The 14,468-nt window shown below is 65.3% G+C and carries 11 protein-coding genes and 1 pseudogene; 6 read left to right on the top strand and 6 right to left on the bottom strand.

What is annotated here, in order from left to right; genetic code table 11:
• Nucleotides 1-652: 652 nt before the first annotated feature.
• A complete protein-coding gene (locus VGG47_RS12740; RefSeq protein ID WP_331539125.1) occupies nucleotides 653-1,339 on the top strand; it encodes an alpha/beta hydrolase family protein in 687 nt (228 codons plus the stop codon).
• A 95-nt stretch (nucleotides 1,340-1,434) separates the two neighbouring features.
• On the opposite strand, the gene hpnR is transcribed toward VGG47_RS12740, so the two are convergent.
• Nucleotides 1,435-3,021, bottom strand: a complete 1,587-nt coding sequence (gene hpnR, locus VGG47_RS12735; RefSeq protein ID WP_331539129.1) for a hopanoid C-3 methylase HpnR — start codon at nucleotides 3,019-3,021, stop codon at nucleotides 1,435-1,437.
• Between the two features lie 187 nt (nucleotides 3,022-3,208).
• Between hpnR and VGG47_RS12730 the strand changes: the two genes are divergently transcribed.
• Nucleotides 3,209-3,697 (top strand): CAP family protein, encoded by a 489-nt coding sequence (locus VGG47_RS12730; RefSeq protein WP_331539123.1) that lies wholly within the window; start codon nucleotides 3,209-3,211, stop codon nucleotides 3,695-3,697.
• Nucleotides 3,698-3,841: 144 nt separating this feature from the next.
• Here VGG47_RS12730 and VGG47_RS12725 read toward each other — a convergent pair whose 3' ends face one another.
• The 3 genes from VGG47_RS12725 to dapD are packed head-to-tail and all read right to left on the bottom strand — an operon-like array spanning nucleotide 3,842 to nucleotide 6,347.
• On the bottom strand, nucleotides 3,842-4,408 hold the full coding sequence (locus VGG47_RS12725) for a hypothetical protein (RefSeq protein ID WP_331539121.1): 567 nt from the start codon (nucleotides 4,406-4,408) through the stop codon (nucleotides 3,842-3,844).
• Nucleotides 4,405-5,502, bottom strand: a complete 1,098-nt coding sequence (dapE, locus tag VGG47_RS12720; RefSeq protein WP_331539119.1) for a succinyl-diaminopimelate desuccinylase — start codon at nucleotides 5,500-5,502, stop codon at nucleotides 4,405-4,407. Before dapE ends, VGG47_RS12725 begins: the two co-directional genes overlap by 4 nt.
• The gene (gene dapD, locus VGG47_RS12715; RefSeq protein WP_408842034.1) at nucleotides 5,502-6,347 is read right to left on the bottom strand and encodes a 2,3,4,5-tetrahydropyridine-2,6-dicarboxylate N-succinyltransferase; all 846 of its coding nucleotides are present in this window, start codon (nucleotides 6,345-6,347) and stop codon (nucleotides 5,502-5,504) included. Before dapD ends, dapE begins: the two co-directional genes overlap by 1 nt.
• Before the next feature lie 130 nt (nucleotides 6,348-6,477).
• On the opposite strand from dapD, the gene VGG47_RS12710 reads away from it, so the two are divergent.
• Together VGG47_RS12710 and VGG47_RS12705 are read left to right on the top strand one after the other, a co-directional pair.
• Nucleotides 6,478-7,386: a GGDEF domain-containing protein gene (locus tag VGG47_RS12710; RefSeq protein ID WP_331539117.1), complete on the top strand. Its 909-nt coding sequence runs from the start codon at nucleotides 6,478-6,480 to the stop codon at nucleotides 7,384-7,386.
• A gap of 46 nt (nucleotides 7,387-7,432) precedes the next feature.
• Nucleotides 7,433-7,978, top strand: coding sequence for a nucleotide exchange factor GrpE (locus tag VGG47_RS12705; protein ID WP_331539115.1), 546 nt, complete (start codon nucleotides 7,433-7,435; stop codon nucleotides 7,976-7,978).
• A gap of 142 nt (nucleotides 7,979-8,120) precedes the next feature.
• On the opposite strand, the gene VGG47_RS12700 is transcribed toward VGG47_RS12705, so the two are convergent.
• Nucleotides 8,121-10,847, bottom strand: a complete 2,727-nt coding sequence (locus tag VGG47_RS12700; RefSeq protein WP_331539113.1) for a DUF3971 domain-containing protein — start codon at nucleotides 10,845-10,847, stop codon at nucleotides 8,121-8,123.
• Nucleotides 10,848-10,861: 14 nt separating this feature from the next.
• On the opposite strand from VGG47_RS12700, the gene VGG47_RS12695 reads away from it, so the two are divergent.
• Together VGG47_RS12695 and bcp are read left to right on the top strand one after the other, a co-directional pair.
• Entirely contained in the window at nucleotides 10,862-13,729 is a 2,868-nt protein-coding gene (locus VGG47_RS12695; protein WP_331539111.1) for a bifunctional [glutamine synthetase] adenylyltransferase/[glutamine synthetase]-adenylyl-L-tyrosine phosphorylase, read from the top strand.
• On the top strand, nucleotides 13,729-14,196 hold the full coding sequence (bcp, locus tag VGG47_RS12690) for a thioredoxin-dependent thiol peroxidase (RefSeq protein WP_331539109.1): 468 nt from the start codon (nucleotides 13,729-13,731) through the stop codon (nucleotides 14,194-14,196). The genes VGG47_RS12695 and bcp overlap by 1 nt, the downstream gene beginning before the upstream one ends.
• A 149-nt stretch (nucleotides 14,197-14,345) precedes the next feature.
• Here the strand turns inward: bcp and VGG47_RS12685 are convergent.
• A pseudogene (locus VGG47_RS12685) lies at nucleotides 14,346-14,468 on the bottom strand (DNA-formamidopyrimidine glycosylase); the annotation flags it as partial.

Genomic DNA, 14,468 nt, shown 5'->3' with positions numbered 1-14,468 from the left:
CAATGAAGGCTGGGCTGCATTCTCACATGCGCGGACTGCAACGCCGGCCGGAAAAGGTGCGTTCCTTCTTTCAGGCGGCTGATGTCCGATATGCCGCATGACGAAGAGCGTGATACCTATTTGGCGGCCGGGTTAGTAATCAGAACGGCTTTGGCGACGCGGCCCTGAGGCTCACCGTATTTAGCAACATACCGGGCGACTTGTGGACCTCCTTGTCGGAAAATGGCGTATCAGCTTGATGTCGGCGGGTCCGGTGTCGGCGCCGCGCCAGCTCTCCAGCGCCTTGGCGGTAACACCCAGATACGGCGCGGCTTGGTTGGCCGTAAGCAAGGAGCGGAGTTCGGCCGGTTAGCTGGTGGCGGTTTTGCGCCCGGCCCGACCCGATGGATTGTTAGGCGGCCGCCTTGGGCCCGATTTGTCAGCCATACCGCCCGATCCGCTGGCGGCATGAATAAGAGCGGACGGATGAGTATGACATATCCCCTCAACCCGCCGCAATCATTGCGTAATGTGACCAGTTGCGAGCAATGAGGCGTAGGAGGCTGAGGCCGTCCGTACCCGTCCTACTTTTTTGGATTCCCTTGCACAATGACAATGATTTGAGTTGCCTCTCGGCGCGGTACGGTTCTAGCTTTGCTTGGGGGTGGTCCAGATGAAAAATCCAGGGGTCCGTGCGCATCCAATGCTCGCCGCCTTTTTTTTCGTGGCGCTCGGTCTCTGCATGGCCGCCCCAGCAAAAGCTCAACAGGAAATCCCGCCGCCGCAAGGCAAAGGCCCCGTGGTTGTCGTGGTTTCCGGTGCGATGGGCGCAGCCGCCTACTTGGCCCCGGCGCGGCGGATCGCAGCACTTGGCTACGATGTCGTCCTCGTCGACGGCAACGCCGTGAAGGGCAGCCAGGGTGCCGCCCTGAAAGCCGTCGTGCAGAATGCCCCGAATGCTCCGCATGGGCTTCCCGGCAAGGTTGGGATGGTGGGTTTCTCCCTGGGCGGCGGTATGGCCCTGTTCTACGCCTCGCGATGGCCGGATCTGGTTTCCGTGATTGTCGCCTGGTACCCGGCCACCTCGATGATCGGCGGCATTCCGGTCTTCGTCGGCAAAATCAAGGTTCCGGTACTGATGTTTGCTGGCGTTGAGGATAGTTACCACAATTGCTGCCTGATCACGACCGCGCGGCAGCTGGCCGAGGCTGCGACGGTGCAAAACGCGCCGCTGCAGCTCATCACCTATCCCAATGTCGGGCATGATTTCGTCCTCGCCGGCGCCGCCTATGCCCCATCTGCGGCGTCCGATAGCTGGCGCCGGGCCACGGCGGAACTCGCCCAGTATCTGCGGCATTAGAAAAAGAAAGCAGCCGCTTTTTAAAAAAAGCGGCGTAAAAACTTTTGGTCCGCTGGGCCTGAGGCTGTGTCGCCGACATCGCCCGTGGCCCAGCATTAACAAAGTTTTTTTGCTTCTTTTTGTTCACAAAAAGAAGCCTTCTCCTGCTCGAACGCACGCGCGCCGGTTTCAACCACGAATTGTTCGGTGCCACCGTCAAGCGCGCGGTCGCGTCTGCTGCGGGCCGCGTGCACATAGATGGTTTCGGGCTTCGCTTCAGACGTGGGCGACGGCAGCGGCACCTCGTAACGTACCTGCAAGGCGTGGTCGGCGAGGAATTTCGCCGGATCGTAGACGCTGTTGAAGCGGAACAGGCTTTTCAGAAAGTTCGTCTGGCCGCGTACGAGCTGCTCCCCCACGATGCCGACAGTGTCCCACAGCGTGCGCCAGCCAAGATGCTTCATGTACAGCACGCGTTGGGTCTCGACGAGCTCGCGATAGAAAGTCTCGAGCGGCAGTTTCGTCGGCAGCACGCAGTGCTGAATATCGAACAGCCGGTAGTCGCGCGAGATGAGGCGGCGTTGCTCCGTGAGCCATGTCTCGGTGCCCGGATAGGGCGTGTTGACACTGATGTTCACGATCTCCGGCACATCCAGGCACCATTGCCGGACAGTCGCGAAACGCGCCTCGTCCCAGTCCGGATCGGCGATCAAGTTGATCGCCACGTTGATGCCGAGCGAACGGGCGAATTCCAACGCCTCGAAATTGCGCCCTAACGGCACACGCTTGCGGTAACGCTTGAGCCCCTCTTCGTCGATCGCCTCGAGCCCGAGAAACATGTAGCTGAGGCCAATTGTTTTCCAAAACCGAAAAACGTCCTTGTTGCGAAGCAGGACATCGCCGCGCGTTTCCAGATAGTAGTTCTTGCGAATGCCGCGGCGCGCGATGGCCTCGCCGATCGCCATGCCATGCTCGGGGCGGATAAAGGCGACGTCATCCACAATGAAGGCATTGGGCTCACGAATGGCGGCGAGATCCTCGACCACGTTTGCAGGATCAAGAAGGCGATAGCTGCGGCCATAAAAGGTCCAGGCGCTACAGAATGTACAATCCCACGGACAGCCGCGCGAGAATTCTATGTTGGCGCAGGGATCGAGTGGGCCGATAAAATAGCGGCGCCGGTGGCGCAGCAGATGCCGCGCCGGGCGCAGCGCATTGAGGTCATCAACGAAGACCGGCTTGGGGCCGGAACCTTGCGGCGTGACGGCGCCGGGCACGTCATGCATAGGGCTGCCCGTTGCGATGGCTTCGAGCAGCAGCGGCATCGCCGCTTCGCCTTCGCCCTTCAGCACGCAATCGATGGCCCCCTCGCTGTGCGCGAGGATCGCCTCCGCCACGAAGGAGGCGCTGTGACCGCCGACCACGATACGGATCCCGGGCCAGCGCCGCCTGGTCTCCTTAGCAAGGTCAACAATCTCGGGGATATTCGCGAGGTAGTTGCATGAAAAGGCCACAACGCCAGGTCGCCAGGCGCCAAGGCCGCGAAAATAGGCGCGATGGCTTTCGACCTGGAGATCGATCAGCCTGACCTCGTGACCATGAGCAAGCGCCGCCGCGGCGACAAGCTCCAGCCCGAGCGGCTCCAGGCGCAGGAACACCTTTGTGTACATCAGGGGGCCAGGATGAACGCAGAGCAAGCGCATGGCATGTCTCCTGCAAATCAGCTGCTTACGATCTTGTGGTCCAGACGCCGCAGCATACAGCAAAGCAGCCTCTTTTTGAAAAAAGCGGCGCAAAAACTTTTGCCGCCACATCTCCGCCATTGCGCCCCGTTATCCGCCACGCCGACCCGGTTTGCACCGGTGGTCATTTGGACCAACAGAGGATTAAATGAAGAGACGATCCATCGCCGTGTTTGCCGCCCTGACTCTGGGTTTATCGGCGCACGCCCATGCCGGCCCGCGCAGCACAGCCGAGCTGCTGGCCGCCCATAACGCCTATCGAGAAAATCTCGGTCTTCCGCCCCTGCACTGGTCCAACCGGCTGGCGGTTCATGCGCAGCGTTGGGCTGACCATCTCGCTGAGCTCGGACAACTCGAACACAGCGGGCCGGGCCAGAACCTGGCAATGGCCACAGCCGGCACCATGTCGCTGACGCAGTTGGTCGATCTGTGGGGCAGCGAGCAGGCTAACTTCACGGATGGCGACTTCCCGGCGATCTCCACCACCGGCAATTGGTCGGATGTGGGCCATTACAGCCAAATGGTCTGGAAGACGACGACCGAGGTCGGATGCGGCTTCGCTGAGGGCAACGGCTTCGACCTCCTGGTCTGCGATTACAATCCGCCAGGGAATGTCATGGGTGAACGTCCCTACTAGAGCAAGAAAGCAGCCGCTTTTTGAAAAAAGCGGCGCAAAAACTTTTGTCATGCTGGGCCATGGGCTTTGTCGGCGCCAACGCCCATAGCCCAGATTAACAAAGTTTTTTTGCTTCTTTTTGTTCACAAAAAGAAGCCTTTCTTCCTACCCCACCGGCAACCCGCTCGAACCCGTAATCGCATAATTCAGCAGGAACGGCCCGGCGCTGAACAGTGCGACGGTGAGGCCGGTGATCACCACCAGAAACGCCGCTTGGCCCCGCCCGAGCACCAGCCCGGTGCGCACGATGAACCAGTGATACCAGAGCAGGTAGGCGCCCATCAGGCCGAGTGCTGCATATTCCGCGCTGGCCATCGGCAGGCCGAACTGCACCAGGATCGCCCCGGCGATCGCGGCGATGAACAGCATCGGCACCAGCAGCCAGAACGACCAGTCGAGCGCCGTGGCGGTGCGCAGCCACAACGCCTCGCGCCCGGTGCGACGGGCAAATTCATGGGTGATCAGCGGCAGCGCCAGCACCGCGCAGAGGCGCGACAAAAAGCCGATGAGGGCCAGCTGCCACTGCCCGCCCATCGCCGAAATCCCCGCCCCCACGAGTGGAAACGCGATCAGCGGCGCCAGCGAGGCGGTGAACCCATCCATGGAGTTGTCGAACTCCTTGATGCCGGATTTGGCGCCCCGCGCCATCAGGAACAGACCACGCACGATCACCGACAAAACTCCTCGATCAAAGCGCCATAGACATCGGCCAGCTGGCGCAGCTCCGCCACCGGCACGCGTTCATTGGCCTGATGTATGGTAGCACCGACCAGGCCGAATTCCGCCACCGGGCAATAGCGGGCGATGAACCGCGCATCGGACGTCCCGCCGCCTGTATTCTGCTCCGGCACAACACCCGTGACCGCCGTCACGGCGCGGCAGAGTGCCTCAGTATGTGGGCCGGGTTGCGTCAAAAACGCCTCGCCCGAGCAACGCACCTCCAGCTCCGCCTGCGGCGCAATGAGAGCCAGAATTTCGGTCAGCCGATCGGTCAACCCGGCTTCGTTGTGGCGGTCATTGAAGCGAATGTTCAGCCGCGCCGTGGCGGTGCCGGGAATCACGTTGCCGGCGGGATTGCCGACATCGACGCTGGTCACCTGCAACGAGGAAGGCTCGAACCATTCCGTGCCCTGGTCCAGCGGTGTGGCGATCATCGCCGCCAGCGCCGGCACCAGACGATGGATCGGGTTCTCGGCCAGATGCGGATAGGCCACATGGCCCTGCCTTCCCGTCACGGTGATGCGCGCGTTCAAACTGCCGCGGCGGCCGATTTTCACCACGTCGCCGAGCCGCTCCTTGCTGGTCGGCTCGCCCACCACGCAGAAATCCGGAATCTTTTGCGCCGTCGCCATCCAGTCCAGCACGCGCACGGTGCCGTCGATGGCCTCGCCCTCCTCGTCGCCGGTAATCAACAGCGAGAGATGCGCCCGGGGATGCTTTTCTGCGGCGGCCACGAAGGCGGCGATGCCGCCTTTCATGTCCACCGCCCCGCGCCCGTAGAGCACGCCGTCCTGCACGACGCCGCCAAACGGATCATGCGCCCAGCCGGCACCAGGCGGCACCACATCGGTATGGCCGGCGAAGCAGAGATGTTTTCCCGCACCCGGCCGCTCGGCGAAAAAATTCTCGATCGCACCGAAGCGCAGTTTCGTCACGGCAAACCCCTGCCGCTCCAACGCCGCCGCCAGCGCGCCTTGCGCGCCGCCATCCGCCGGGGTCACCGACGGACAGCGCAGCAGCTCCTGGGCGAGGACCAGAGGATCCATCAGGCGCGCAGCAGCTCGTTGATGGAGGTTTTGCTGCGGGTCTGCGCATCGACGCGCTTGACGATCACGGCGCAGGCGAGGTTCGGGCCGGGCGTGCCGTCGGCGAGCGGCTTGCCGGGCAGCGTGCCGGGCACCACCACCGAATAGGCCGGCACGCGGCCCATGAACACCTCGCCGCTCTCGCGGTCGATGATCTTGGTCGAGGCGCCAAGGAACACGCCCATGGAGAGCACCGCACCGGTCTCGACGATCACGCCTTCGGCGACCTCGGAGCGCGCGCCGATAAAGCAGTTATCCTCGATCACCACCGGGTTGGCCTGCAGCGGCTCCAGCACGCCGCCGATGCCGACACCGCCGCTGATATGGCAATTCTTGCCGATCTGCGCGCAGGAGCCGACGGTCGACCAGGTGTCGATCATCGTGCCCTCGGCGACATAGGCGCCAACATTCACGAAGCTCGGCATCAGCACCACGCCCGGGGCGATATAGGCGGAGCGGCGCACCACCGCGCCCGGCACCGCGCGGAAGCCGGCCTCATTGAAGCGCGCTTGGTCCCAGCCGGAGAATTTCACCGGCACCTTGTCGAATACGGTCGCGTCTTGCGCCCCCATCACCACATTCTGGTTGAGCCGGAAGGAGAGCAGCACCGCCTGCTTCAGCCATTGATGCACGGTCCAGCCGGAGGTGCCGGGGGCGGCGACGCGCGCCTTGCCCGCATCGAGCAGTTCCAACGCCGCCTCGACGGCCTCGCGGTCGGCGCCCGAGGTTGCGGGCGACAACTCGGCGCGGCGCTCCCAGGCGGCCGTGATGGCGGATTGCAGGTCAGAATGGGGCACGGCGCTCATTTTTTAATCCTAGTGACGGTCAGAATAATGCGGCAGACCATGCGGGCGCGGGTGCCGCGCTGTCAACGCGGCGAAACTGGTTATATAGTGGTTAATATTCCATTAACTTTTGTCCGCTATGCGAGGTGCCATGACCGCATCGAACCGTCCAGGACAGGACCGGCTGGCGCCGTTTCCCGCGCTGGGATGGCTGTCCGTCGCCGCAATGCTGGCGGATCTGGCATTCGAGGCAGACACGCGCGGCCGCTTCACCGCCTTCGGCCCGGGCAAGGTTTTCGGCCAATCGCCGGGGCCATGGCTCGGCACCGACCTCGCCACCCTGCTCGCCACCCCGGACGCGTCATTACGGGGGGTGGAATTGCGCGCCATCATCGCCGCGATCTGCGACCAAAGCCTCGCCTGGCAGGGCAATCTGCGTCTCGCCATCCCTGGTGCGGCGACGGAGCGGCTGTTCCGCCTGTCGCTTGCGCCCAAAATCACCGGCGGCGCGGTCACCGGCATTTATGGCCTCCTCTTCGACCTCGAGGCCATGGAGTTCGCACCCCACACCGCCGATCCCCGGCAGGATCCGGAAACCGGGCTCTACAACGCCGTCACCTTCACCGCGGAACTAAGCCGCCGCTTCGACCGGCTGGATGTCGAGGAGCAGCCGGGCTGCCTGCTCTATCTCGGCTTTTTCCAGAGCGCACGTCAGCTGCGCGGCACGATGGCTGTGCAGCTGGCGAGCCAGCTCAAGGAAATCGCCCGGCCGACGGATCTGCTCGGCCGGATCGACGAGACCACGCTGGCGCTCTGGTGCGACGGCATGGACCACCTCGCCGGCGGCGAGCGCGCCGCCCGCCTCTGCACGCAATTGCCCGCCCTCCTGCCCAGCCAGGCCCGCCTGGCCGTGGGCGTCGCCCCGCGCTTTGCCCGCAGCGGCGAGGATACCGACACCGTCATCGATCATGCCGGCTTCGCATTGCGAACCGCCGCACAGGCCATACCGGCCGCCGAAACCCCGGGCAGCAGCTGGTGCGTCTGGCACCCGGCGCTGTGAGCCCACCGGCCTTGTTTCACCGCGCAGATTCGCTTAATTCGGCGGCATGACCGAAGAGCAAAATCAAGCCGAACCGAACGAGCCGATCCCCGCCAACGAGCCCCTGCTGGAGGCTCCTGATCAGCGCATCGAGGGCCTCGAAATCGCGCTGCAGGAGATGAAGGACAAGTGGCTGCGCTCGGAGGCCGAAATGGCCAATCTGCGCGCCCGCACCAAGCGCGAGGTCGAAGATGCGCGGCTCTACGCGGTGCAGAAATTCGCCAAGGACGTGGTCGAGGCCGCGGAGAACCTGAAGCGCGGTATCGACAGCCTGCCGAAGCGCGCCGAGGACGAGCCGGACATCGTGACGAAAATGCGCGAGGGGTTCGAGGGCATCGAACGTTCGTTCGTCTCGCTGCTGGAGCGCAACGGGATCGTCCGCCAGGACCCGACCGGCGCGGCATTCGACGCCAATCTGCACCAGGCGATGGCCGAGCAGGAAAGCGCCGAGCACCCGTCCGGCACCGTGCTGCAGGCCTGGACCCAGACCTGGACGCTAAACGGCCGCCTGCTGCGCCCCGCCATGGTGGTGGTGAGCAAGCAGCCGGGCTAGAAGAAAGCGGCCGCTTTTTAAAAAAAGCGGCGCAAAAATTTTTGTTATGCTGGGCCATGGGCATTGTCAGCGACAAAGCCCATGGCCCAGAGTCATAAAGTTTTTTTGCTACTTTTTGTTCACAAAAAGTAGCCTTCCTTTCTTATTTCGCCGGCGCCGGCTGCGCCTTTCCGATGCCGAACAGGCCCCGCAAAAACCCCGGGGTCAGCGCCGAAAGCGGGTTGATCCTCACCTGTGGATCAGCGGGCTTGCCGGTCACCGTCGCGCGCACCGCGAACAACCCGCCACCATGCTCGGCCGTGAACAAATGGCCGATCAGCGGAATTTTGCCCGGCAGCGTGTTGAGCGCGTAGGCCGGCACGATCGTGGCGTCGATATCCATGTCATCGTCATCGCCAAGCCCGATCCGGCCGGAGGCGGTGAAGCCGAGCGAGGCCGAATAGGCCCGCGCCTCATGCAGAAGCAGCGCCTGGCTTGTGAGGGTGAAGGGAATGATCGCCTGGTGGAAGCCGAGCCCGGGCCCGGACGTGGCGGCGCCGACGCCATACAGCGTCATCCCCTGCATGATCTTGGTAAAAACCGGCGCCTGACGGAGGCGAAAATCCTGCAGGGTCAGCGTGCCGTCGGTGGGGCTGCCTGGTGCTGTGCCAAGTTGTGCGTCCAGCGCCAGCGTGCCGCCGTCCACCCCGTCATAAGCGTCCATGGCACGGAGCAGTAACCCGGCATCCGGTGCCTGCAGCGTGAGATGCCGCGCCGGGCCGGAGGGCGCGATGGTGAGCGCGACACCGCCGGCCGTGCCGCTGGCCTGCAGCACTGCACCTCCCGCCCCGGCCGCGAAAAACCGCAATCCGGACAAACCCGGCGCCGGGCTGGCGGCCAGATCGAGCTTCTGGAAATCCAGCCAGACGCGCCAGAGCGTCGCGCTTGGCTGTGTTTCATCTTTCTGGTCCACCGCCGGCTTCGGTCGCGCGGGCGGCCCGGAAACAGCATTCAGCCGCAGGTCGAGCTCCGATCCTGCCAGCACGACCTGCCAGGGCTGGCCTGAAGAAGCGGGCGGCATGATCCTGCCGTGCGCTTGGGTACGGCCGATGTCCAGGCGCGGAAAGACCAGCGCATTGCCGTCAGCCCCCCCCTCGATGTCGAGCCCCGGCCCGGTGGCGGAGATAGAATTAAGCGTCGTGAGCCCTCCCTGATCGAGCGTTGCCGTCAGCGCCACATGCGCCGCCGCCCCGGCTTTTTTGCGCCAGCCGAGTTTCGGCACGGCGAGGGCAACCGGGGTAAGATCGGCGTCAAGTGTTGCGGTCTGCACGCCGGCAAGGCTGCCCGTGAGCTGCATCGTATAGGGCGCAACGCCCGCCACGGGCCCGGCAAAAGCGGAGGGCGCATCGAGCCCCAAGCGATGCAGAATTTCCGGTCCGGCCTGGCTTGTGACCACCAGCCCTTGCAGCGTCCCCCCATGGGCGAAGGAGATGTCCAGCCGCACATTCGCCGGTTCGCCGCCGAGCTGCGCCCGCGCGATGAATTGCAGCGCGTCGGCGGTCGACACCAGCGACCCGGCGCCTTGCGATAAAACCAGCCCCTGAACCGGCGTGGCCACCGTAACATCGGCCAGGGACGCGGCGACGTGCAAATCCACATCCCCCAGCCGCACGCGATTCACGAACGGGATGTTTGCCGTGACCGTGGCCTTCACGGTGCCGGTGGCGGCGATGACCTGCGGCGGGGCGCGACTCAGCAGGTTGAGCGGCGGCGCGTTCAGCACCGCGAACGTATCCGGAATCGTGCCCGCCAGCGCCACACTCAGGTCGCCGGTCTGGTCATGATGATCCAGGCCGGTGATGGTCATCTTCCCGGACGTGACCGTGAGCGGGCCGAGCCTGGCGGCGGTCGCGGTGATCACCGCCGTATCGCGGTTCTCGAACACCATCGTGCCGTTCAGCGCGGTCAGCGGGCGTGCCCGTGGCAGCCAGGTCAAGGTCAAATCCTGGCCCTCGAAACGGCCGGTGACGTCCTGGAGCGCCACCTGCGCCAGGCTGCGGGGTGCTGCCAGGGTGATGTCAAAAACGGCATCGCGGGCGGTGCCGGCGGTGATGTTCTTTGTCACCCAGTCACGGGTGTGAGGTGCGGCGCTGGGCGGCCAGTAAGCGGGCAGATCGGCGGCCTGCACCGCATCCGCCGTCAGGTGGAGTTTTCCGGTCCATTGCCCATCCAGCGTCGCCGTTGCCGAAAACCCGACCTGCGGCGCGCTGTGGCCCATCGGGGCCAACGCTGCCCAGCCATTCGTGAGCGTGGCAAAAGACGGAGTCAGGTACAGCGAAAATCCGCCCGTGCGGATCGGCACGCTGTCCGGCCCGGCGCCGATCCGGCCCGCGCCGAGTGTCACCGCGATATAAGCGGAGGAGAGCCGGAACCCGGAATCGAGGTGCAAGGACGCCGTCAGCGAAACTGGCACGCTGGCCCCTTGGAGCCGCGCCCGCTGGCCGCTGATGAATACCGGCGCCTGATCACCGAGCAGCGCCGCCGGCTTGAACACCAGCCGCGCCGACGGAATCTCCACCAGTTCCTCGCCGACCGCGTTGCGGATGGAAATATCGCCGAGTTGCAGGAACAGCGGCACACCACCGCCCTGGCGGTACCCGGCCCAGGCCAGCTCTGCCTGTTGCATGCGCACGGTGATGCCCTGGCCCGAGGCCGCCGTGGCGAGGCGCGAGGCGAGATAGGGGATATCCAGCGGCCCTTTCGAGAGCCGGTAGCCGAGCAGGCAGACGCTCAGCAGCACCAGCACGAGACACAGCATAAGGATGCGGCCCAGCTGGTGCAGGGCCTCGCCAACAATTCGCCCCGCTTGACCTGCACGCCGCTTCATCATGTTGTGCCTGCCGCATGCGCGACGTCTCGACAACTGCCCGTTTTCCCCAGCCTGCTTTTCCCCAGCCCGCCGATCGGCCCGCCGCGGACCGTCTGCGTGAGGCTTTCGCCGCGCTGGGCGCCACGGAATGTGCCTTTTCCGCCACCGACGAGGGCCGCTCTGTGCTCGACGCTCTGGGCGGCAACGCGCCCTATCTGGCCGAACTCGCCGCCCGCGAATCGGACTGCCTGCTGGCGACCCTGCGCGACGGTCCGGAAAAAACATTTGCCGCGGCGCTCGATGCGCTGCACGCCCTGCCGCTGACAGCGACGCGGACGCGAATCGCCGCGGCACTGCGCCAGGCCAAGCGCCGCGCGGCACTCGCCATCGCCATCGCCGATCTCGGCCATATCTGGCAGCTGCCGCAGATCACCGGCGCGCTCTCCGAGCTGGCGGAGACGGCCCTGCGAGTCGCGCTGCGCCACCTGCTGCGCGAACTTCACGAAGCCGGGCAGATCGTCCTGCCGCAGCCCGACAACCCGGAACACGGCGCCGCTTTCGTGGCGCTCGCCCTCGGCAAGCTCGGCGCCCGGGAATTGAACTACTCGTCTGATATCGACCTCGTGCTGCTCTATAACCCCGAGGCTTCCGTCTATCCACCGGACGCGCAACCGATGATGGCGCGGCTCGCGCGCGATCTGGTGGCGCTGCTCTCGCAACGCGACGCCGACGGCTACGTGTTCCGCGTCGATCTGCGGCTGCGCCCGGACCCGGCGGCAACGCCGGCGGTGGTGTCGCTACCGGCGGCACTCAGCTATTACGAGAGCCAGGGCCGCACCTGGGAGCGCGCCGCCTTCTCCAAGGCCCGCCCGGTGGCCGGCGACATCGCCCTCGGGGAGGAATTTCTGGCGGCGATCCGCCCCTTCATCTGGCGCCGCAATCTGGATTTCGCGGCGGTCTCCGACATCCATGGCATGAAGCGGCAGATCGACGCGCGGCAGGCGGCCAACGGCCTGCTCGGGCACGACGTCAAACTCGGGCGCGGCGGCATCCGCGAAATCGAATTCATCGTGCAGACACTGAGCCTGGTCTGGGGCGGACACGACCCGGCCTTGCGCATCCCGGCAACGCTGCCGGCCCTCTCAGCACTTGCCAAGAGTGGCCATATGCCGGCCGCCGACGCCGCCGAGCTGGCCGCCGACTACCGCGAATTGCGGCGCGTGGAACACCGGCTGCAAATGATCGCCGACCGCCAGACGCATGCCCTTCCGGGCACCGAGGCGGCCCTGGACGCGTTCGCCGTGTTCCTCGACGCGCCCGATTTCCGCGACGCGTTCTCCCACCTTCAGGCGCGCGTGCACGGGCATTTTCTGGCGTTTTTCGATGCCGGCCATGACGAGGCGGCGCAAAACTGGGTCGATCCCGGCACCGCCGGCCCGCCGCCCGCCGCCTTCGCCGAACGGCTCACCGCGCTCGGCTTCGCTGACACACGGCATATCGCCGAACGGCTGCGCGCCTGGTCGGGCGGGCAGGTGCCGGCGCTGCGCGCACAGCGGGCGCGCGACCTGCTGGAGAGCCTGCTACCGCCGCTGCTCACCGCACTCGGCGAACAGCCCGACCCGGACAAGACCTTCGCGCATTTCGACACGCTGCTGAGCCAGCAGCGCGCCGGCGTCCAGCTGCTCTCACTGTTCCAGCACAACCCGGCATTGCTGCGCCGCCTCGCCGCCGTGCTGGGGGCCGCACCGGCGCTCGCCGACCACCTCGCCAATGACGCGCAGGCGCTGGAAGTGCTGCTCTCGCCCAGCGACCGTTACGCCGCGCCCAAGCCGGTGCTGCGCCGGCTGCTGCAGGACGCGACGGATTTCGAGCAGGCTGTTTCGGTGACCCGGCATTTCGTGCGGCGCGAGGAATTCCATCTCTCGGTCGCGACGCTGGAAGGCCGGCTCGACGCCGATGCTTCCGGACGGCTGCGCAGCAACCTCGCGGCGGCGGCCCTCAGCACGCTGCTGCCGCGGGTGATCGCCCAGCACCAGCTGCGCTACGGAAGGCTGAAACGCACCGCCTTCGGCATCGTCGCCCTCGGCAAGGCCGGCAGCGGCGAAATGCTGGCGGGCTCGGATCTCGACCTGATGTTCATCTATGACCATGCCGAAGCTTCTGCCCCCCCGGCGCAATATTTCATGCGCCTGTCGAACGCCCTCACGGCCGCGCTGACCGCCCAGGGCGTGGAAGGGCCGCTCTACCAAGTGGACATGCGGCTGCGCCCGTCGGGCAATCAGGGGCCGGTGGCGGTCTCGCTCAGCTCGTTCCAGCATTACCACGCGCACGAATCCTGGACCTGGGAGCGCCTGGCGCTGACCCGCGCCAGCGTGCTGGCGGCGACCCCCGGTTTTTCCGACGTGCTTCGCACGGCGATCGACGCCGCCCTCGCCCGCCCAGACTCCCCGCAAAAAATTCTCCGGGACACGGTGGCGATGCGCGACCGGCTGACGGCGGAACTGCCGCCGCGCGGGCCGTTCGACCTGAAAACCCGGGTCGGCGGGATGATGGAACTCGCCTTCATCGCCGAGGCGCTGCAACTGGTCCACGGCCCGGCGGACTCGAAACTGTTCCGCGCCAACACCACCGAGGCGCTGCAAGCCCTGGGGGCGGCCGGCCATCTGCCGGCGGGGGATGTCGAGGCCCTGGTGGCGGCGGATTTCCTGTGGCGCAGCGTGCAGGGCATCAACCGCATCACCGGGCTGCGCGACCAGGCGACAAAGCCGCCGCCCGCCATGGCGGCGCCGCTGCTGCGCGTCACCAACCTTGCCGACCTGCCCGCCCTCAGCGCCGCCATGGAGCGCGCCGGTGCGGCTGTGCGCGACTGTTTCGAAAATCATATCAACCACGGAGCTTTGTGATGACCCTTGCCATCGGCGATACCGCGCCGGATTTCACCCTCCCCGCCTCGGGCGGCCGCACCGTCAGCCGCGATGCGCTGAAAGGGCAGCCCTTCGTCTTGTATTTCTATCCCCGCGCCGACACCCCGGGCTGTACCCAGGAGGCCTGCGCCTTTCAAGAGGCCTTGCCGCAGCTCGGCGCAACGGGGGTGACGGTGATCGGCGTGTCCAAGGACAAGATGAAGCCGATCGAGAAATTCGCGGACAAATACAACCTCACCTTCCCGCTCGCCTCCGACCCGGAGACGAAAGTGATCGAGGCCTATGGCGCCTGGGTCGAGAAATCCATGTACGGCAAGAAATATATGGGCATCGAGCGCTCGACCGTGCTGGTCGACGCCGCCGGCAAAATCGCGAAAATCTGGCCGAAAGTGAAAATCGCCGGCCACGCGGCGGAAGTGCTGGAGGCGGTCAATGAATTGAAGTAAAGAGTAGGGCTTCTTTTTGTGAACAAAAAGAAGCAAAAAAACTTTTTTATGCTGGGCCATGGGCGATGTCCGCGACACCGCCCATGGCCCAGCATAGCCAAAAGTTTTTGCGCCGCTTTTTTCAAAAAGCGGCTTCTTTCTTCCACTTCCTAACGCTGCGTTTGCGGGCAATAAAAGCTGCTGCGGCCGCCTTGGGTGAGGCATCGTATGCCGGCACAGGCGGGCGCGCCGGGGCAGCGCTCGCAAGGCTGGCCGGTGCGGCCGTAAACCTT

Source organism: Acidocella sp., assembly GCF_036489515.1.
In the GTDB taxonomy this organism is placed as follows: domain Bacteria; phylum Pseudomonadota; class Alphaproteobacteria; order Acetobacterales; family Acetobacteraceae; genus Acidocella.
The sequence above is the reverse complement of the archived record's forward strand: the minus strand, read 5'-3'. Positions and strand labels throughout refer to the sequence as shown.